Here is a 17,700-nt window from a genome sequence, read left to right as displayed (position 1 = left end):
CCTCCGGCATTGTCACCGGCGGGCGGGGGGGGGGGGGGGGGGTGGGGGCGGGGGGGGGCGCCCCCGGGGCGCGCCCCCCCCGGGGGGGGGGCGCGCCGCCCCGGCCGGGGGGGGGGGGGCGGGGGCCCCCCCCCCCCGAGGCCGTGGGTTCGCGCGCCGGCCGCCGGACCGCCCACCCCTTCCGGGGGGCCGGCCCGGCGGCTGCCGCGATCGTCCGGGTCGCGCCGTCGGCGTCGTTCAGGCGCGGCTCCACTTCTGCCCGGCCCGGCCGTCGCAGCTCCACAGGACGAGGTGGGTGCCGTTGGCGGTGCCGGACCGGTCGGCGTCGAGGCACAGTCCCGCGTGGACGTTGCGGACCGTGCCGTCGGAGCCGACGGTCCACTTCTGGTTGTCCTGGCCGTTGCAGGGCCAGGTGACGACGCGGGTGCCGTTGGCGGTTCCCCGCTCGTAGGCGTCGAGGCACTTGTCGCCGAACACGCGGATCTCGCCGCCCGCCCAGGTGGTCCAGAGCTGGTTGGCGGCCGTGTGGCAGTCCCACAGCAGCGCGGCGGCGCCGGCGGCGGTGGAGCCGTTGTCCACGTCCAGGCAGCGGCCGGAGCCGGCGCCGCGCAGTCGCGAGGTGGTGGCGGCCAGCGGGCTGCCGCCGCTCACCCGGTAGACGGCCACTCCGTGTGCGGGCACGTTCGCCGAGATCGATCCCGACGAGTTCGACGTGCCGCCGGTCCACAGGTCCGTGAGGGTGAACTGCCCTCCGGACAGGCCGGCTTGCGCCGCCGTGGTGGAGATCGTCGCGGCGCCCGACCCGCGGTTGAACAGGCCGACCGCGACCGAGCCGTCGGACAGCGGCTTGGCGAACACCTCGGTGTTGCCGTCGTCGCGCACCCGGCGGCCGCCCGCGCCCAGCGCATCCTGGTCGACGGCCAGCAGCCGCGGGTTGCGCAGGATCGCGCTCACGTCAAAGGACATGGTGCGGATGTCGTTGCCGGCCATGAGCGGAGCGCCCATCAGGGCCCAGAGCGCGAAGTGGGAGCGGGACTCGGTGAGCGACAGACCGGGGCGGCCGACGACGAGCATGTCGGGGTCGTTCCAGTGTCCCGGGCCCGACTGGGCCGCCAGCGGGGCGGTGACGTCCAGGACGTTGCCGACGCCCATCGGGTAGCTGTTGGTGTTGCCGTTCTGCCAGATGTCGAGCAGGTCCTCGGTCGTCCGCCACAGGTCGGCGACCTCGCCCCAGTTGTACGAGGCGCCCGTGATGGCGTGGAAGCTGTTGGGGTTGATGCTGTAGACGATCGGCCGGCCGGTGGCGCGCAGCGCGTCGCGCATGAGCGTGAACCGCGCGACCTGCTCGTCACGGGTGCCGCTCGACGAGCACCAGTCGTACTTGAGGTAGTCCACGCCCCAGGACGCGAACGTGGCCGCGTCCTGGGCCTCGTGTCCCCTGCTGCCCGTCGATCCGGGGTAGGCGCCGCTGGTCTGCGCGCAGGTCCGGTCGCCGGGGACCTGGTAGATGCCGAACTTCAGGCCCTTGCCGTGGATGTAGTCCCCGAGCGCCTTCATGCCGCCGGGGAACTTGGAGGAATTGGCCCGCAGATTGCCCGACGCGTCGCGCTGCGGGTCGAACCAGCAGTCGTCGACCACGACGTACCGGTAACCGGCGTCCCGCATGCCCGAGGAGGCCATCGCGTCGGCGGCCTGGCGGACCTGCGCCTCGGTGACTCCGCACCCGAAGCTGTTCCAGCTGTTCCAGCCGAGCGGCGGGGTGAGCGCCGGGCTGCCGGGGGCGGCCTCGGCGACGGCGGAGGAGTGGACGACGGCCGTGAGGGAGGCGGCGACGGTCAGCGCGGCGGCCGCGAGGAGATCGAGGAGTCGTCTGCCTGGTCTGGGCACTCGGCTTCCTTTCCGGGGGGCGGGGCGCCGAGGGGTGGTCACCGACGACGCCGTGGGAGACAGGGGATGACTGGCACGCGTGGGATGCGCGCGGGAACGCGCACGGTGAATGTCATGCATATGACATCCATGGGACCTGTTCGAAATTTCGGTAGGATTTCGGAATGCCGACCCCACGGATGGTAGAGAGACTGCCGCGGGTGTCAACACGGCGGACAGGCCGGCTGTCACATCCGCCCCTGCTGAGCCATCACAAAAGCTCACGGATCCCGAAAGTTTTCGCCTCCGACACCGAATCATGCGAGCCGGATTGACGGGATCGGTGCCCTCCCCGCGCCCTCGGAACGGAAAGGGCGGGAGGAGCAGGAGGGCGGCGACGAGCAGCGCTCAGGGCCGGTTCGGCGCGGCGGCCTCGGCGGGGTGCTCGCGCAGCCGGCCGACGGCGTCGGGGTTCTCCTCCAGCCGGCGGGCGCAGACGGCCCACTCGACGTGGTCGCTGCCCGCGGCGCACAGAACCACGTCCGCCACCAGTGGCGTGCGGCCCGCCGCGACGCCGTGGGCGCTGCAAGCGTTCCTGGCGTTCGCGTGCGGAACGACGCGGACGACGCCGGACTTCACGGGCCGCTCCTCTTCGTCACGCGGATGTCCTGGACCGGATGCAGTATCGGCCGGTTGCTCGTTCGCTCTTCGGGTAGTGCGTTTGAATGAGCATTGCATGTGAATTGCCTCGGGCTTACTGAAAGAGACTCGTTCGTGACGCACCTCGACGGCGCCGACAACGATCAGGCGAAGGGGCCGGACCACGGTCCTCGGGCCGCCGCCCGGGAGATCGCCGACGCCGTGGAGAGCCTGACGGACCTGTGGACCGTGGCCGCCCAGGAGGCGGCGCTGCGGCTGTCCCTGCATCAGCTGAAGGCGCTGCGGGCCGTCGCGGACGCGCCCGGCCTCAACCTCACCGCCCTCGCGGAGCGGCTGGACATCGGGATGCCGACGGCCAGCCGGCTCTGCGACCGCCTGGAGGCGGCCGGCCTGCTGGAGCGCGGCACGCATCCCTTCAGCCGCCGCGAGGTGCAGTTGCGGCTGACGCTGACCGGCCGGCAGGTGCTGAGCGACGTGGCCGGACGGCGCACGCAGGCGCTCGCCGCCGTGCTGGGGTTGCTGGAGCCGGCCGACATGGTGGCGCTGGGCCGCGGGCTGCGGGCCCTGCACCTCGCCCGCGGGGCCGCGTCGAAGCGGTCCGGCGCCGCGGACCCCGACCGCCGCTGACGCGGTCCGGGGCGTCCCCCTCGGCCGTCAGGTCGCGCCGTCGCGGCCGTGCCAGTCAAGGCAGACGACCGCGGCGTCGGCGGCGAGTTCCTTGCTGCCGAAGTGCTCGATCAGGCCGGACACGATGGCGCGGGCGGCTTCGTGCGGGGACTCCCGGCGGGTGGCGCTCAGCGTCTGCCGCAGGGCCCGCTCCCCGAAGGATCCGCCGTCGGCGGCGCGTGCGCCGTGCACGCCGCTGCTGACCACGATGAGCCGGTCGCCCGGTTCCACCCGGAAGGTCTGCTCGTCGTACTGGGTCTCCTCGAACATGCCGAGCGGGAGTTGCGCCTCGAGTTCGATGCGCTCGACGGTGTCCTCGCGCTGGCGGAAGAGCTGCGGCGAACCGGCGTCGACGGCGTGGACGACGCCGGTCTCCAGGTCGAACCGCAACAGCAGGGTCGAGGCGTAGGACTTGCCGCCGTACTGGGCGAAGAGGGCCTGGTCCGCGAGGCAGGCCTGGTCCGCGAGCCCTATGCCGGCGCGGCGCGCGTTGCGCAGCGCACCGACGGCGAGGCCGGTGAGCAGGGAGGCCTCGATGCCCTGGCCCATGCCGTCGGTCACGGTGAGGGTGAGGTGGTCGGCGTCGGTCGACCAGTCGAAGTTGTCGCCGCCGATGGTGTAGGCGGGCTCCAGGTGGGCGCCGATCACGTACTCCCGGCGGCCGCAGCCCCGGCCGGGCAGGAGCTGCCACTGCATCTCGGCGGCCAGGGTCAGCCGGCGGGTGCGGCGGGCCTGGAGGTACAGGTCGGTGTCGCGTCCGGCGGTGGCGACCTCGTGGGCGAGGGCGGTGGCGAAGTCGGTGAGCCGGAGCACGGTGGCCGGGTCGGTCGCGCTGCTGGGCAGCCGGACGGACAGCACGCCCAGCCGGTCGCCGCGGACGGTGAGGGGCAGATGGACGACGTGCGTGGACGGCGAGCCGTCGGCGACCTCGACCACCGGCGCCTGGTCGATGAAGGCGCGTCCCGTGGGCCCGTCGTGCACGGCGACCGGGGCCGCGGTGTGCGGGAGATGGGTGACCGGTTGGAGGACGCTCAGCGCGTAGTCGGCCATGAGCAGGGTCACCTCCCCGGCCCCGACACGGTCCGTCAGGAGGCGGCGGGCGGTGGCGACCAGCTCGTGGGGCGCGGCGGCGCGCAGCAGGCTTTCCGCGGACGGCGCCGGTTCAGATGTGTTCACGGCATCCACTCTCTCCCCCTATTCCCTCCACACTATCGCCATGCGCGCCTCGGCCCGACCGGGGGGACATAGGGCGTCCGAGGGGCCCGGCGACCGCGGGGAACCCGCGCCTGACGGGCCCGATGAGCAGACTCGCCCCCGCCCGTCGGCGCGGGCCGGGCGGAGCGGCCGCGCGCCGCCCTCGGGGGGCGGGCGGGGCGGCAGGCCGTGCCCGCCCCGCGCGGACCGGCCGGTGCGGTCCGGTGCGGCTCGGCGCCGCCGTCCGCGCGACGCCGGGGCGGGACGCTCCGTGGGCCGTCACGGCCGTCACGGCCGTCCGTGCCAGTCGAGGCAGACCACCAGGGCGTCGTCGTTCGGCGCGGTCCGGCCGCGGTGGCCCGTCAGTTCCCGAAGCACGGCGCGGGGGACCTCGGCGGCCGGAAGCAGTCGCGTCGACAGGATCGCGCGGGCCAGGGCGGTGTCCCCGTACGTCTCCCCTCCGGGGGAAGGGACCTCGTACACGCCGTCGCTGACGAAGACGAGACGGTCGCCCGGCTCTACCCGGAAGTCCTGCGCCAGATAGTCGGTCTCCTCGAACATTCCCAGCGGCAGCTGCGCCTCGAACGCGACCCGTTCGACCGTTCCGTCGCGCAGACGCAGAAGCTGCGGCGAGCCGGCGTCCACCACGCGGGCGTGACCGGTGGCGAGGTCGAAGTCGAACATCAGGACCGACAGGTAGCAGCGGCCGCGGTAGTGGGCGTAGATCGCCTGGTCGGCGAGGGCCGCCTGGTCGGCGAGGGAGATGCCCGCGCGCCGGGCGTTGCGCAGGGCGTTGACCGCCAGGTTCGTCAGGAGGGAGGCCTCGATGCCTTCGCCCATGCCGTTGGACACGTAGAGCGTCAGCCGGTCGGCGGTGGCCGACCAGTCGAAGTTGTCGCCGAAAATGGCGTACGCGGGCTCCAGCTGGGCCCCCAGCTCGTACTCCGGGCGCTTGCAGGAACGGCCGGGCAGCAGGTGCCACTGCATCTCGGCGGCCAGGGTCAGCCGGTCCTTGCGCCGCGCCTGCAGATAGAGGTCCGTGTCTCGTTCGGCCACGACCACCTCGTGCGCGAGCACGTCGGCGATCTCGGTCAGTTCGGTGAGGCACTCCCGTGCGTGCTCCTCGTCCGGCACGGTCACCGACAGGACGCCCATCCGGTCCCCGCGCACGGTCACGGGCAGGTGCACGCGCACCTGCCCGTCCGGCAGGGCCTCGAGGTACGGCTGCTGGGCACCGAAGGCACGGCCCGCCGGGCTGTTGTGCACCGACAGCGGTTCGAGGGTGTGCGGCAGCACGGACACCGGCTGGAGCACGGTCAGACCGTAGTCGGCCATGAAGAGCTCGACCGAGGACGCCGCGTACTCCTCGCGGAGCACGCGGCGGGCCGCGTCGGGCAACTCATGGGGCGCCGCCGTACGCAGAGCACGCTCGGCGGTCACAAATCTGTTCACGGTTGTCAATACACCCAATCTTTCGTCGGACGTTCGCAGGTCACGCGCAGATCGCGGGCACGGGGCGCATCGCGGCCCACAGTGCCAGGGGCAGGCTCCGATCCGCCGCGGCGCGCGTCTCGGCTTCGTGGCCGCGTGTGCCGCCGCTTCCCGGACATCGCGAAGGCGTCGGTCTGCGCATGATCGCCGGGACGCTCGCGTCCACGCCACCGTCGGCTGGCCGGCCGTGCGACCGGCTGCGGAGAGCCGGTTCCGTCCAGCGGGAGGCGGTTGCCGCGGCCGTGGACCGGCGCGAGGTGCGTCGCTCCGTGGGCGGCCGGGGCCGTGCGCGCCCCGCCGGCCGACGTGCCCGCCGCGAGAGCGCGGGGGGAGTCGCGCCGCTCGGCGACGCGATGCCGACGCGGACGCGCGACGACGCCCGGGACGCCGGAACCCACGCAGCATGCACGGCCGACCGGAGGCGTCTCATCTGTCGCCCGCCGTTCGACGCCGACGTCCGGCGAACGGAGCGTACTCCGCCCACCGCAGCATCCAGATCCCTCCCCCTGCACGTCCGGCCTCCACTTTCTTGCCTCACGGCTATAGTTGTCAAACGGCAACTGTCCTGCGGAGCTGTTCCCCTCCGGAAACCGTTTACCCCGTGATGCGGCGCCCTTTGCGCCGAGGACCGAAATCCGCCGGTACACACCGTCCCGAGCCCCTCGCCGCCGCCTCCGTGCGTGGCCGCCTCAGGTGATCACGAGCGTCCGCCCGGGAGTGGAGGGGCGTCGGAGCGGATCGCTTCGGCCACCTCGCGCAGATCGTCGTTCAGCTGGTGGTCGCGTCCGGGCAGCCGGTGCACCCGGGCCCGCGGGATCGCGCGGGCGTAGAGACCGGCGTGCGACGGCGGGGCGGTCTCGTCCGCGAGTCCGTGGAAGACGTGCACGCGTACGCCGGGCGGCAGACGTGCGCCGAGGTCGTCGGGCAGCCCGAACCCGTCGGCCGGCCAGCCGTCCCGGCCGACGAACGGGGCGGCGACCAGCACGACCACGGCGAGCCGGGCCTCGGGCGGCCGTTCCGCGAGCGTGTGGACGAGGATCGTGCCACCCACCGAATGCCCGAGCACGACCGCGCCGTCCTCCAGGTCCGCCAGCTCGCGCCGGAGGGCCGGCCCCCACCGCGCGGGGCCGGGGTCGTCCTCGTCGGGCATGCGCGGGTAGCGGATCTCGTACCCTTCGCCGAGCGCTCGCCGAAGGGCCGCGACCAGCTTGTCGTCCCAGGCGTCGTACGTGCCCGCTCCGCCGCCCTGGACGAACAGGATCTGCCGGTTCCCGGCCATGGCGTCGGCCCTCGCATCCTCGTGGTGTCACGACCTCCCCAGCATGGCAAGGGGGTCCGGCAGCGCCACCCGGCGAGGTGCTGGAATATTCAACAACCTGTTCCGGTTGTCGGCCCCGAAGGAGGTCACCAGTGGACACGACCTACGGGACGACGACCGGCGCGAGCGCGTACTACGCCCACGGAACACAGGCCGAACGGTGGGAGCGGGCCCGGCTGTTCTTCGACGCGAAGGAGTACACCGCCGCCGCGCGGGTGCTCACCGGGCTCGTCGAGGAGGAGCCGGAGCAGACCGGACCGCGGCTGCTGCTGGCGCGCTCGTACTACCACTCGGCTCAACTGCGGCGCGCGGAGGCCGAGTTGCGGACGATCGTCGCACGGGACCCGGTGGAGCACTACGCGCGGCTGATGCTGGGCCGCACCCTGGAGCGGCAGGGGCGGCACGACGAGGCGGCGCCGCACCTGCGGCTGGCCGCCGCCCTGTCCGGGGAGTTCGCGCAGGGCTGACGTCCGCGCACGGGCCCGCCGGCACGGCATGCCGTCGCGGCGGGCACCTGGGCGGTGCCGGTGACGGGGTCCGCGGGCGCCTCGGAGGCGGGGCCCCGGACGGGCGGGGCCCCGGAGCGCCGACGGTCAGGCCGTCCGGCTGCTGCGGCGGTGCGCGATCTCCCCGAGGACGACGTCCACGACGACGAAGCCCACGAGCGGGATGCCCAGCAGCGGGACGAAGTAGCCGACGGCGGCGACCCCCGCCATCAGCGGGACGAGGACGTGCGGCGGGACCTGGGCCCAGGCCCCGCGAGGGACGGGCCGGCCGAAGGAGGAGCCGCGGCCGCGCCGCCACCACATGACGTACCCCAGCACGATCAGCAGGATCAGTGCCAGCGCGAGGAGCATCAGCGCCACCTGGTTGACCAGGCCGAACAGGACGCCGGTGTGCAGGTCGATGCCCCACCGGGTCAGCTTGGCGAGCAGCGGGAAATCGGCGAAGCGGGAGACGTCGGTGACCTCGCCGGTGGCCGGGTCGACCGCGACGGCGTCCTGCTTCTCGGGCCAGCTGCGCTGCACCTGCTTGACGACGTAGGCGGAGGACGCGTCCGCGGGCGGGACGATCTCGACCGGGTCGCCCAGCCCCTCGGCTCGCGCGGCGGCGAGGATCCTGTCGAGCCCCACCCCGTGCCCGGCGTCGCCGCCCGTGCCGGACGCACCGGCGTGGCCCGCGTGGTCGCCGCCGCTCGCGGCCGCCGAGACCGACGGGGTGGACTGGCCGAGGGCGGTGCGCAGTTCGTCGACGTTGGCGCCCGCGTAGGCCGACCAGGTCAGCCCGGTCGCGGACAGGAAGAGGAAGCCGGCCGCGGTCCACGCGCCGACCGTGCCGTGCAGGCCGAGCGCGCGACGCCGGCCGCTCGTGCCGCGCACCGCGCGCAGGGCGCGGCGGCGGGAGAACCACAGCACGAGGCCCCCGGCCGAGATCACCCCCAGCCAGCTTGCGGCGAACTCGCTGTACAGCCGGCCGCTCTCGCCGAGGTGCAGGTCGCGGTGGAACTCGTCGATCCAGGTGCGCAGGGGCAGTGCGCCGGTCGAGCCGTACTGCTCCAGCGCGCCGCGCACCCGGCCGGTGTACGGGTCGACGAAGACGGCGAGGGTGTGGGTGGCGCCGACTCCCTCGACGCCGGAGAGCATGACCCTGGTCGTGGCGCCGTCCTCGGGCGAGGGGCGGACGGCCGTGACCGTGCCCTCGGGGTGGGCCTTGCGGGCCGCTTCCACCTGCGCGGAGACGGGGAGTTCGGCGGCGCCGACGGGCACGGTCATCTCGTGGGCGTAGAGGAGTCGCTCGGCCTGGAACGCGCCGGCGTAGAGGAACCCGGTGACCGCGGCGACCAGCAGGAAGGGGGCGACGCACACGCCGGCGTAGAAGTGCAGACGCAGCACCAGCGGGAGCAGCGGGGCCCACGGGCCGCGAGACCTCGGCGTGGTCTGCGCCGACTGCGGCGCGTCGCTCGGCGGCGGCCCTTCTGGTCCGGCGGCGTCGAGGGCGGGTGAGGTCGGGGGAACGGTGGACATCGGCGGGCTTCTCCGTGGTCGGGGGGAGCGAAGAGCCGGCGGGAGCCGTCCGGTGAGGGCTTCCGGGTGCGTTCTTCGGCCGTGACGTCCCAGTAGTCGGAGCGGGACCGGCCCGAGTTCCCGCCGCCCGTAGTGACCCGCGTCACATCACCGGATCTGGGATGCTGGCCGTATGGCAACTCCCCCTCCCCGCGCCCCCCTCGCCGAACGGATCGAGCAACTCCTCGCCCCGGGCGTCCCGTTGCCCATCGTCGCGGCCGGTGACCCCGTGCTGCGGGCGGGCGTCGCGCGTTACGACGGCGAGCTGGACGCGGACCTGCTGGCCCGGTTCGTCGAGGCGTTGCGGGTGACCATGCACGCGGCGCCCGGGGTCGGCCTCGCCGCGCCGCAGGTCGGGGTGGAGCTGCGCATCGCGGTGATCGAGGATCCCGCGCCGGTGCCGGACGAGGTGCGGCGGGCCCGCGGCAGGGTGCCCCAGCCGTTCCGGGTGCTGGTCAACCCGGTGTACGAGCCGGTCGGTCCGGACCGGGCGGCCTTCTTCGAGGGCTGCCTGAGCGTGCCGGGCTACCAGGCGGTGGTGGCCCGGCACGCCGGGGTCCGGCTGACCGGCGAGGACGAGCGCGGGCGGCCCCTGGACGAGGTGTTCACGGGATGGCCGGCCCGCATCGTCCAGCACGAGACGGACCACCTCGACGGCCTGCTCTACCTCGACCGGGCCGAACTGCGCTCGCTGTCGTCGAACCAGGCGGTGCTGGAACGCTGGGCCCGGCCCACGCCCGCCGAGGCGGCCGCCGCGCTGGGCTTCCCGCTGCCGTAGGCGCGCCCGTCCCGCCCGCGGCCGGCGCGGGCCGACGGCTCGCGCGCCGGCCGTCGGTGAACTCCGGGCGGCTGTGCGTCAGTTGTCGCGGAAGGCCTCCAGGAGACGCAGCCACACCTCGCTGATCGTCGGATAGGACGGAACCGCGTGCCAGAGGCGGGCGATCGGGACCTGGCCCACGACGGCGACGGTCGCGGAGTGGATGAGTTCGCCGACGCCGGGGCCGACGAAGGTGACGCCGCGCAGGATCTCCCGCTCCACGTCGACGACCATCCGGGCACGGCCCTTGTAGCCCTCGGCGTACAGACCGGCGCCCGCCACCGACGACATGTCGACGTCGACGGCCCGCACCCGGTGCCCGGCGGCTTCCGCCTCGGCCAGGGACAGGCCGACGGAGGCGGCCTCCGGGTCGGTGAAGACGACCTGCGGGACGCTCTCGTGGTCGGCCGTGGCGGCGTGCGCGCTCCACGGGTCGGCCCGGTCCAGGGGCGTTCCGGCGGCGCGGGCGGCGATGGCGGCTCCCGCGATCCGCGCCTGGTACTTGCCCTGGTGGGTGAGGAGGGCGCGGTGGTTGACGTCGCCGACCGCGTACAGCCAGTCGGTGCCGTCGACGCGCAGGCTGTCGTCGACGGCGAGCCAGGAGCCGGGTTCCAGGCCGACGGTCTCCAGGCCGATGTCGTCGGTGCGCGGGGCGCGGCCGACGGCGAAGAGGATCTCGTCGGCCTCGATGCGCTCGCCGGTGTCGGTGACGACCACGACGACGCCGTCCGCGCGCGTCACGGACGCCACGGAGGTGCCGGTGCGGACGTCGGCGCCGGCCTCGGCGAGGGCCTCGGCGACCAGTTCGCCCGCGAACGGCTCCATCCGGTCGAGCAGTCCCTTGCCGCGCACGAGGAGGGTGACCTGCGAGCCGAGGGCCTGCCAGGCGGTGGCCATCTCGGTGGCGACGACTCCACCGCCGACCACGACGAGGCGGCCGGGCGCGGACTGGGCGCTGGTGGCCTCGCGGCTCGTCCAGGGCCGGACGTCGGCGAGGCCGGGCAGGGCGGGCAGGGCGGCGCGGGTGCCGGTGGCGACGACGACCGCGTGCCGGGCCGTGAGCACCCGGTCGCCCACGCTCACCGTGCGCGGGCCGGTCAGTCTGCCCCGGCCGCGGTGCAGGTCGGCGCCGATGCTCCTGAGCCAGTCGACCTGGCCGTCGTCGGTCCAGTCGCCGGTGTACCAGTTGCGGCGGGCGAGGACCGCCTCGGTGTCCAGGGGGCCCTGCACTGCCTGGCGCAGGCCGGGCAGGCGGCGGGCGTCGGCGCGGGCGATGACCGGGCGCAGCAGGGCCTTGCTGGGCATGCAGGCCCAGTACGAGCACTCGCCGCCGACCAGTTCGCTCTCCACGACCGCGGTGGTGAGGCCGGCCGCGCGGGTGCGGTCGGCGACGTTCTCCCCCACGGGTCCGGCCCCGAGCACGACCACGTCGTACAGGTTGGTTTCCGTTTCCGTCATGGGGTCAGTCTGGTGGGTGGTGTGCGGGGTGGCCACACGGGTAGGCGCGCGGAATACGCGAGCGGCCGGCGGCGTTGCCGCGGAGGTCTTCACCCCATGCCAGGGAGCGCCTGGCAGGAAGCACCGGGAAGAAGGATTCAGGTCATGAGCAGCACCGTGGAGCTGACCAAGGAGAACTTCGACCGGACGGTCACCGAGAACGAGTTCGTCCTGATCGACTTCTGGGCGTCGTGGTGCGGGCCGTGCCGTCAGTTCGCCCCGGTCTACGACAAGGCCGCCGAGGAGAACCCGGACCTGGTGTTCGGGAAGGTGGACACCGAGGCGCAGCCGGAGCTGGCCGCCGCCTTCGGCATCCAGTCGATCCCGACGCTGATGATCGTGCGGGACCGGGTCGCCGTGTTCGCCCAGCCGGGCGCGCTGCCCGAGGCCGCCCTCACGGACGTCATCGGGCAGGCCCGAGAGCTGGACATGGACGAGGTCCGCCGGTCGATCGAGGAGCAGCAGGCGAAGGAGGGGGCCGACGGCTCCCCCGCCGCCCCGGGCGAGTGAGCCCCGGAGCGTGCCTGCGGGCCCGCGAGGGCCCGAGGCCCTCGGGGTGTTCTAGAAGGGGTAGGGGGCCACGTCGCCGCGGACGGTCGTCCAGCGCACGTCGGTGAAGGCCTCCAGGTTGGCCTCGCCGCCGAAGCGGGCGCCGGTTCCGGAGGCTGCCACCCCGCCGAAGGGCGCCACGGCCTCGTCGTTCACGGTCTGGTCGTTGATGTGGACGATGCCGGTCGGGATGCGCTCGGCCAGGTCGAGGCCGCGGGCCGCGTCGCGGGTGACGATGCCGAGCGAGAGGCCGTAGGAGCTGCGCGCGGCCAGCGCGGCCGCCTCGTCCGGGGTGGTGAAGGGGCGTACCGGCGCCACGGGGCCGAAGACCTCCTCCGCGTAGGCGGGGGTGTCGTCGTCGACGCCGGCGAGGACCGTCGGGCGGTAGAAGAGGCTGTCGTGGGTGCCGCCGGCGGCGAGCTTGGCGCCGCCGCCCGTGCTGGCTTCCACGAGGGCGTGCACCTTGGCGAGTTGGGCGTCGTCGATGAGCGGTCCGAGGTGCACCTGCGCGCGGTGCGGGTCGCCGACGGCGAGGGCGTCGGCCTTGGCCGCGAGGCGTTCGACGTACTCCTCGTAGAGCGAGGCGTGCACCAGGTGGCGGCCGGTGGTCATGCAGATCTGGCCCTGGTGGAAGAAGGAGCCCCAGGCGGCCGTGGAGATCACGGCGTCGAGGTCGGCGTCCTGAAGGACGATCAGGGCGGAGTTGCCGCCGAGTTCCAGGTGGGCTCGCTTGAGGTGGCGTCCGGCGGCCTCGCCGACCGCGCGGCCGGCAGCGGTGGAGCCGGTGAAGGAGATCACCGGCACGCGCGGGTCGGCGACGAGGGCCGCGCCGGTCTCGGCGCCGCCCGGCAGGACGTGCAGCAGGCCGTCGGGCAGGCCCGCCTCGGCGAAGACCGCGGCGAGGGCCAGCCCGCCGCAGACGGCCGTGCGCGGGTCCGGCTTGAGGACGACGCCGTTGCCGAGCGCGAGGGCGGGGGCCACGGAGCGGATCGACAGGATCAGCGGGGCGTTGAACGGGGAGATCACGCCGACCACGCCGACGGGCGCGCGCCGCGTGTAGGAGAGCCGGGGGGCCTCGCTGGGCAGGACCTGGCCGGCCGGGCGGGAGGCGAGGGCGGCGGCCTCGTAGCACTCCTGGGCGGCGACGTGCAGCTCGAACTCGGCCTTGCCGGGGATGGAGCCGGACTCGCGGACGATCCAGTCGCGCAGTTCCGCGGTGTGCGCGGCGAACAGGTCGCCGGCCCTGCGCAGCACTCCGGCGCGCACGAAGTGCGGCAGGCGGGCCCATTCGGACCGGGCGGCGTGGGCTGCCTCGGCGGCCGGGCCGACGTCCGCGCCGCTCGCCAGGACGACCGTGCCCAGCGAGTCGCCGGTCGCGGGCTCGGTGACGGTGTACCGGGGGCCCGAGAGGGTGCGGGGCTGCCAGTTCTGGGGGTCGAGCAACGGCATGGAGGGCTCTCCGATCGGTGACCCGCGGGACCCGCCCGCTCCCGTGCGAAGGACGCGGAGGGCAAGCCCTGTGCGGTGGCCGCCAGTTCGGCGGCGGCATGGCGGGATGCGGTGATCCTGCGCAGCCGGGCGGGCTGCATGCGTGAGCGAACGCATCCCCATCTGGTTGAGCATGCAACATCTTAGTCGCTTCACGGCGGAATCGGGGGTCTCCCGACGCGTACGGCCCGGGTCCCCACGGTACGCGGCGCGGCCGGGCCGCGCTCCCCGGGCCGGGAGGGGCCACCCCCCGGCCTCCGGTTCAACTCCCCCGCTCAGGCGGGTACTTGGCAAAGCCGGCCGGGCGCGGCTGTGGGGCGGGCCGGGGCCGCGGGATCAGCTGGATTCGCGGTGCACGACCGTCGCCGCGAACGGCTCGTGCGATTCGAGGGCGGCCGCGGGACTGCGGACGGCCCGGTCCACGAGCGAGGCGAGATACCGGCCCGAGGGCAGCGCGATCCGCACGGTGCTGAGCCGGGGCCGCAGCACCCGCCCCAGCACGAGGTCGTCGGCGCCGATGACGGCGACGTCCTCGGGAACGCGCACGCCCGCTTCCTGCAAGGCGCGCATCAGCAGCATGGCGTACTCGTCGTTGTAGGCGAACACGGCGTCCAGGCCCAGTGCGGGCAAGCGAGCGGCGAGGGCGGCCGCCGACTCCTCGCGGTAGGCGAGAGGCAGTTCGGTCACCGTGGCCCCGGTCCCGGCCGATGCCTCGCGGGCGCCCTGGAGGCGGGGCGCGGAGAACACCTCCATGCCCGGCTCCTCGGGGACGACCACGCCGATCCGGCGGCGGCCGCGCGCACAGAGGTGGGCGACGGCCCCGCGGCCGACGTCCGCATGGTCCAGGCACAGCGCGTGGGCGCCGTCGACGGGCTCGGGACCGAGGGTCACCACGGCGCGCGCGCCGGAGCGCTTGAGGACCGCGACGCCCTCCGGCCCGATGCCGGGGACGGGCACCAGCACGGCGACGGGCCGCAGTTCGGCCCAGGCCCGCGCCGCGTCGTCGCCGCGCAGTCCGGGGGCGCCGTACTGGACGACGGTGTAGTCGAGGCGGGTGAGCGCCCCCTGGAAGTCGTGCACGAACCGGCTGTAGAGCGCGCCCGCCGGGACGGGCAGCGTGGGCATCAGGACCACCCGGCTGTGTCCGGCGCGCAGGGTGCGGGCGGCGGCGTGGGGCACGTACCCGAGGTCCTCGGCCGCCTGGCGGACCCGGCGGCGGGTGGGCTCGCTGATGCGTACGGCGCCGGCGTTGTTCAGGACGTAGGAGACGGTCGCGCGCGAGACGCCGGCCAGGCGGGCCACGTCGGCGCTCGTGGGCACGGGGCGCGGGGCCGGCGATTTCGTCGGCGCGGGCGTGTTCGGTATCTGCACCATGACGTACCGCATCTTGGCAGAAGCCGTGCGGGGGGTCCGGGGCGGGGGACGCTCCGTCCGACGAACCGTCAACGAACATGTTCGTGACGTACTTGTTCGCAACGAACATGTTCGTTATCGTGAGGGCATGACAGCACGCCCCGACACCCCGCGCAGCCGTCGCGAGCGCCCGGCCAAGCCCGCCCTGACCAGGGAGGGCATCGTGGCCGCCGCCGTCGCGGTCCTGCGCGCCGAAGGCTTGCGCAAGGTCACCATGCGTCGCCTTGCCGAGGAGCTGGACACCGGCCCGGCCTCGCTCTACGTCTACGTCCGCAACACCGCGGAGCTGCACGCGGCCGTGCTCGACGAACTCCTCGGCACCATCGGCCCGGCCGCCGCCGAGGGCGCCTGGCACGAGCGGCTGGAACAGGTCCTCACCGGCTACACCGCGATGCTCCTGGAGCATCCGGACCTCGCCCGTTCCGCCCTCACCGCCCGGCCCAGCGGACCGCACTACCTGAACCTGATCGAGACCCTGCTGGGGCTGCTCGAAGAGGGTGGGACGCCCGCCGCGCAGGCCGCGTGGGGCGTGGACCTGCTGCTCCAGCACGCCACCGCGACGGCCGCCGAACACGCGGACGAAGCCTCCGAGGAGGACTGGGACGCCCTGCGGCACGCGGTGCGCGAGGCCTCGCCGGACACCCACCCGCGCATCGCCGCCCTCGCCGGACCCCTGCTGTCGGGCCCGCCCGGGGCCCGCCTGTCCTGGGGCATCAGGACCCTCATCGCCGGCATCGAGCGCACCGCCGCACCCGGCACCCCGACCAAGGAGACCTCACCGTGAGCCACCACCCCATAGCGATCATCGGCGCCGGACTCGGCGGGCTCACCCTCGCTGCGGTGCTCCACGCGCACGGCGTCGAGGCGGCCGTCCTCGACCTCGACGCCTCCCCCGCCGCCCGCACCCAGGGCGGCATGCTGGACATCCACGAGGAGTCCGGCCAGCTCGCCCTGCGGGCCGCCGGACTGCACGAGGAGTTCCGGAAGCTGATCATGCCCGGCGGCGAGGCGGTGCGGGTCCTCGACAAGGACGCCGTGGTCCGGCACGCCGAGCACGACGACGGCGCCGGCGGCCGTCCCGAGATCGACCGCGGCGTCCTGCGCGACCTGCTGCTGGGCGCGCTGCCCGGGGGAACGGTCCGCTGGGGCGCCAAGGTCACCGGCGCGCGCCCCCTGGGCGGCGGCCGCCACGAGGTCTCCCTCGCCGACGGCGCCGCCTTCACCACCGACCTGCTGGTCGGGGCCGACGGCGCCTGGTCGCGGATCCGGCCGCTGCTGTCCGCCGCCCGGCCCGTGTACTCGGGCGTGTCCTTCGTCGAGGCGGACCTGCCCGACGCGGACACGCGTCATCCGGTGAGCGCCGAGGTCGTCGGCGGCGGGCTGCTCTTCGCGCTCGGCCACGGCAAGGGCTTCCTCGCCCACCGCGAGCCCGACGGCGGCCTGCACGTCTACGCCGCGCTGCGGGTCGCCGAGGACTGGGCGGACGGCGTGGACTTCACCGACCTCGGCACGGCGAAGGCCCGCGTGCTGGAGCACTTCGCGGACTGGGACAAGAGCCTGCGGGCGCTGATCGCCGACGCTCCCGGCCCGCTGACGCCCCGCACGATCCACGCCCTGCCGGTCGGCCACCGCTGGGAGCGCGTGCCCGGCGTCACCCTGCTCGGCGACGCCGCCCACCTGATGTCACCGTTCGCGGGCGAGGGCGCCAACCTCGCGATGCTGGACGGCGCCGAACTGGGCCGGGCGCTCGTGGAACATCCCGGCGACCACGAGACGGCGCTGACCCGCTACGAGGAGAAGCTGTTCCCGCGCAGCGAGGCGGCGGCCGCCGAGTCCGCGGCGAACGCGACGGCCCTGTTCGCGAAGGACGCCCCGCAGCCCGTCGTCGACCTCTTCGCGGCTCACCCCTGATCCGGCGACCCCGTCCCCGGCGCTCCCCCGACGGCCCCCGTCACCCGGTCGACCAGCTCGTTCCAGCCCGCCTCCAGCCGGGCCGGCGGCATCGCCGACTGCCGGGTGAGGTGGTGCACCAGGACGGGGCTGAGGAACCCCATGAGCGTGTGGGCGAGCAGCTCGGCGTCCGCGCCCGGCAGGGCCTCGCGCAGCAGCATCGTCAGATGGGCGAGGTGGACGCGGCGCGGCGGCACGGAGTACCGGCGTTCGGCCACCGGCTCGGCCGCCAGTTGCAGGTCCAGCTCGTCGACGGAACGCCGGAGCATGGCGACGCCGAAGGCCCGCAGCCTCTCCACCGGGGGCGCGCCGGGCCCCAGCGGCGGAGGGCCGCTCAGGAAGGCGGCCTGGAAGTTGCGCTCGGAGTGGTCCAGGAGCGCGGTGAGCAGGCCGGTGCGGTCCCCGAAGCGGCGGAACACCGTGCCCTTGCCGACCTGGGCCGCGTTCGCCACGGCGTCCATCGTGACCCCGGCCGCGCCGTGCTCGGCGATCAGCCGGGCGGCGGCGTCCAGGAGCCGGGCCCGGTTGCGGGCCGCGTCGGCACGCAGGCACGGCTCGTCGTCGAACGGTCCGAGGTGCAGCAGCTCGGGCGCGTCGACGGTCTCCTCGGGCTCCGGACAGGGGGGCAGAACGGCGGACATGAACTCAGCGTAAAGCACGGGGAATGAAACTGGACCGCGGTCCGTTTGGAGTGCTAGAAAATAAGCGGACCCCGGTCCGTATTCATG

The 17,700-nt window shown here is 74.4% G+C and carries 16 protein-coding genes; 6 read left to right on the top strand and 10 right to left on the bottom strand.

The genetic code is table 11. The features are described 5' to 3' along the window. Positions 1–237 precede the first annotated feature (237 nt). Positions 238–1,887, bottom strand: coding sequence for a glycoside hydrolase family 27 protein (locus tag ACGFSH_RS29970; RefSeq protein ID WP_393353893.1), 1,650 nt, complete (start codon positions 1,885–1,887; stop codon positions 238–240). A 387-nt stretch (positions 1,888–2,274) separates the two neighbouring features. Beyond that, on the bottom strand, positions 2,275–2,505 hold the full coding sequence (locus ACGFSH_RS29965) for a hypothetical protein (RefSeq protein WP_393353892.1): 231 nt from the start codon (positions 2,503–2,505) through the stop codon (positions 2,275–2,277). Between the two features lie 135 nt (positions 2,506–2,640). Here ACGFSH_RS29965 and ACGFSH_RS29960 point away from each other — a divergent pair, with 135 nt between their 5' ends. Continuing rightward, the gene (locus ACGFSH_RS29960) at positions 2,641–3,153 is read left to right on the top strand and encodes a MarR family winged helix-turn-helix transcriptional regulator (RefSeq protein WP_393353890.1); all 513 of its coding nucleotides are present in this window, start codon (positions 2,641–2,643) and stop codon (positions 3,151–3,153) included. 27 nt (positions 3,154–3,180) lie between these two features. Here the strand turns inward: ACGFSH_RS29960 and ACGFSH_RS29955 are convergent, their stop codons facing one another. The 3 genes from ACGFSH_RS29955 to ACGFSH_RS29945 all read right to left on the bottom strand — a co-directional run bounded on the left by ACGFSH_RS29955 (position 3,181) and on the right by ACGFSH_RS29945 (position 7,156). Beyond that, positions 3,181–4,377, bottom strand: a complete 1,197-nt coding sequence (locus ACGFSH_RS29955; RefSeq protein WP_393353888.1) for a PP2C family protein-serine/threonine phosphatase — start codon at positions 4,375–4,377, stop codon at positions 3,181–3,183. Positions 4,378–4,674: 297 nt separating this feature from the next. Further along, positions 4,675–5,838 carry a PP2C family protein-serine/threonine phosphatase gene (locus ACGFSH_RS29950; RefSeq protein ID WP_393353886.1) on the bottom strand — a complete coding sequence of 388 codons (1,164 nt, stop codon included), beginning with the start codon at positions 5,836–5,838 and terminating at the stop codon, positions 4,675–4,677. A 736-nt stretch (positions 5,839–6,574) separates the two neighbouring features. Beyond that, on the bottom strand, positions 6,575–7,156 hold the full coding sequence (locus tag ACGFSH_RS29945; RefSeq protein WP_393353885.1) for an alpha/beta hydrolase: 582 nt from the start codon (positions 7,154–7,156) through the stop codon (positions 6,575–6,577). A 131-nt stretch (positions 7,157–7,287) separates the two neighbouring features. Between ACGFSH_RS29945 and ACGFSH_RS29940 the strand changes: the two genes are divergently transcribed. Then, positions 7,288–7,662, top strand: coding sequence for a tetratricopeptide repeat protein (locus ACGFSH_RS29940; protein WP_393353883.1), 375 nt, complete (start codon positions 7,288–7,290; stop codon positions 7,660–7,662). Between the two features lie 126 nt (positions 7,663–7,788). Here the strand turns inward: ACGFSH_RS29940 and ACGFSH_RS29935 are convergent, their stop codons facing one another. Further along, a complete protein-coding gene (locus tag ACGFSH_RS29935) occupies positions 7,789–9,219 on the bottom strand; it encodes a PepSY-associated TM helix domain-containing protein (RefSeq protein WP_393353882.1) in 1,431 nt (476 codons plus the stop codon). A 172-nt stretch (positions 9,220–9,391) separates the two neighbouring features. Between ACGFSH_RS29935 and ACGFSH_RS29930 the strand changes: the two genes are divergently transcribed. Beyond that, on the top strand, positions 9,392–10,036 hold the full coding sequence (locus ACGFSH_RS29930; protein WP_393353880.1) for a peptide deformylase: 645 nt from the start codon (positions 9,392–9,394) through the stop codon (positions 10,034–10,036). Between the two features lie 78 nt (positions 10,037–10,114). Here ACGFSH_RS29930 and ACGFSH_RS29925 read toward each other — a convergent pair whose 3' ends face one another. Continuing rightward, entirely contained in the window at positions 10,115–11,533 is a 1,419-nt protein-coding gene (locus tag ACGFSH_RS29925) for a dihydrolipoyl dehydrogenase family protein (RefSeq protein WP_393353879.1), read from the bottom strand. Positions 11,534–11,677: 144 nt separating this feature from the next. On the opposite strand from ACGFSH_RS29925, the gene trxA reads away from it, so the two are divergent. Beyond that, positions 11,678–12,082, top strand: a complete 405-nt coding sequence (gene trxA / locus ACGFSH_RS29920; RefSeq protein ID WP_393353878.1) for a thioredoxin — start codon at positions 11,678–11,680, stop codon at positions 12,080–12,082. Between the two features lie 51 nt (positions 12,083–12,133). Here trxA and ACGFSH_RS29915 read toward each other — a convergent pair whose 3' ends face one another. Together ACGFSH_RS29915 and ACGFSH_RS29910 are read right to left on the bottom strand one after the other, a co-directional pair. Further along, positions 12,134–13,570, bottom strand: a complete 1,437-nt coding sequence (locus tag ACGFSH_RS29915; protein ID WP_393353877.1) for a benzaldehyde dehydrogenase — start codon at positions 13,568–13,570, stop codon at positions 12,134–12,136. 375 nt (positions 13,571–13,945) lie between these two features. Then, positions 13,946–14,983 carry a LacI family DNA-binding transcriptional regulator gene (locus tag ACGFSH_RS29910; protein ID WP_393353876.1) on the bottom strand — a complete coding sequence of 346 codons (1,038 nt, stop codon included), beginning with the start codon at positions 14,981–14,983 and terminating at the stop codon, positions 13,946–13,948. 127 nt (positions 14,984–15,110) lie between these two features. Between ACGFSH_RS29910 and ACGFSH_RS29905 the strand changes: the two genes are divergently transcribed. Both ACGFSH_RS29905 and ACGFSH_RS29900 read left to right on the top strand, forming a co-directional pair. Next, entirely contained in the window at positions 15,111–15,806 is a 696-nt protein-coding gene (locus ACGFSH_RS29905; RefSeq protein WP_393353875.1) for a TetR/AcrR family transcriptional regulator, read from the top strand. Beyond that, entirely contained in the window at positions 15,803–16,933 is a 1,131-nt protein-coding gene (locus tag ACGFSH_RS29900; RefSeq protein WP_393353874.1) for an FAD-dependent oxidoreductase, read from the top strand. The genes ACGFSH_RS29905 and ACGFSH_RS29900 overlap by 4 nt, the downstream gene beginning before the upstream one ends. On the opposite strand, the gene ACGFSH_RS29895 is transcribed toward ACGFSH_RS29900, so the two are convergent. After that, positions 16,924–17,613 carry a TetR/AcrR family transcriptional regulator gene (locus tag ACGFSH_RS29895; RefSeq protein WP_393353872.1) on the bottom strand — a complete coding sequence of 230 codons (690 nt, stop codon included), beginning with the start codon at positions 17,611–17,613 and terminating at the stop codon, positions 16,924–16,926. The genes ACGFSH_RS29900 and ACGFSH_RS29895 overlap by 10 nt on opposite strands. Positions 17,614–17,700: the final 87 nt, after the last annotated feature.

It is taken from the genome of Streptomyces sp. NPDC048481 (assembly GCF_043200075.1).
GTDB lineage: Bacteria > Actinomycetota > Actinomycetes > Streptomycetales > Streptomycetaceae > Streptomyces.
The sequence above is the reverse complement of the archived record's forward strand: the minus strand, read 5'-3'. Positions and strand labels throughout refer to the sequence as shown.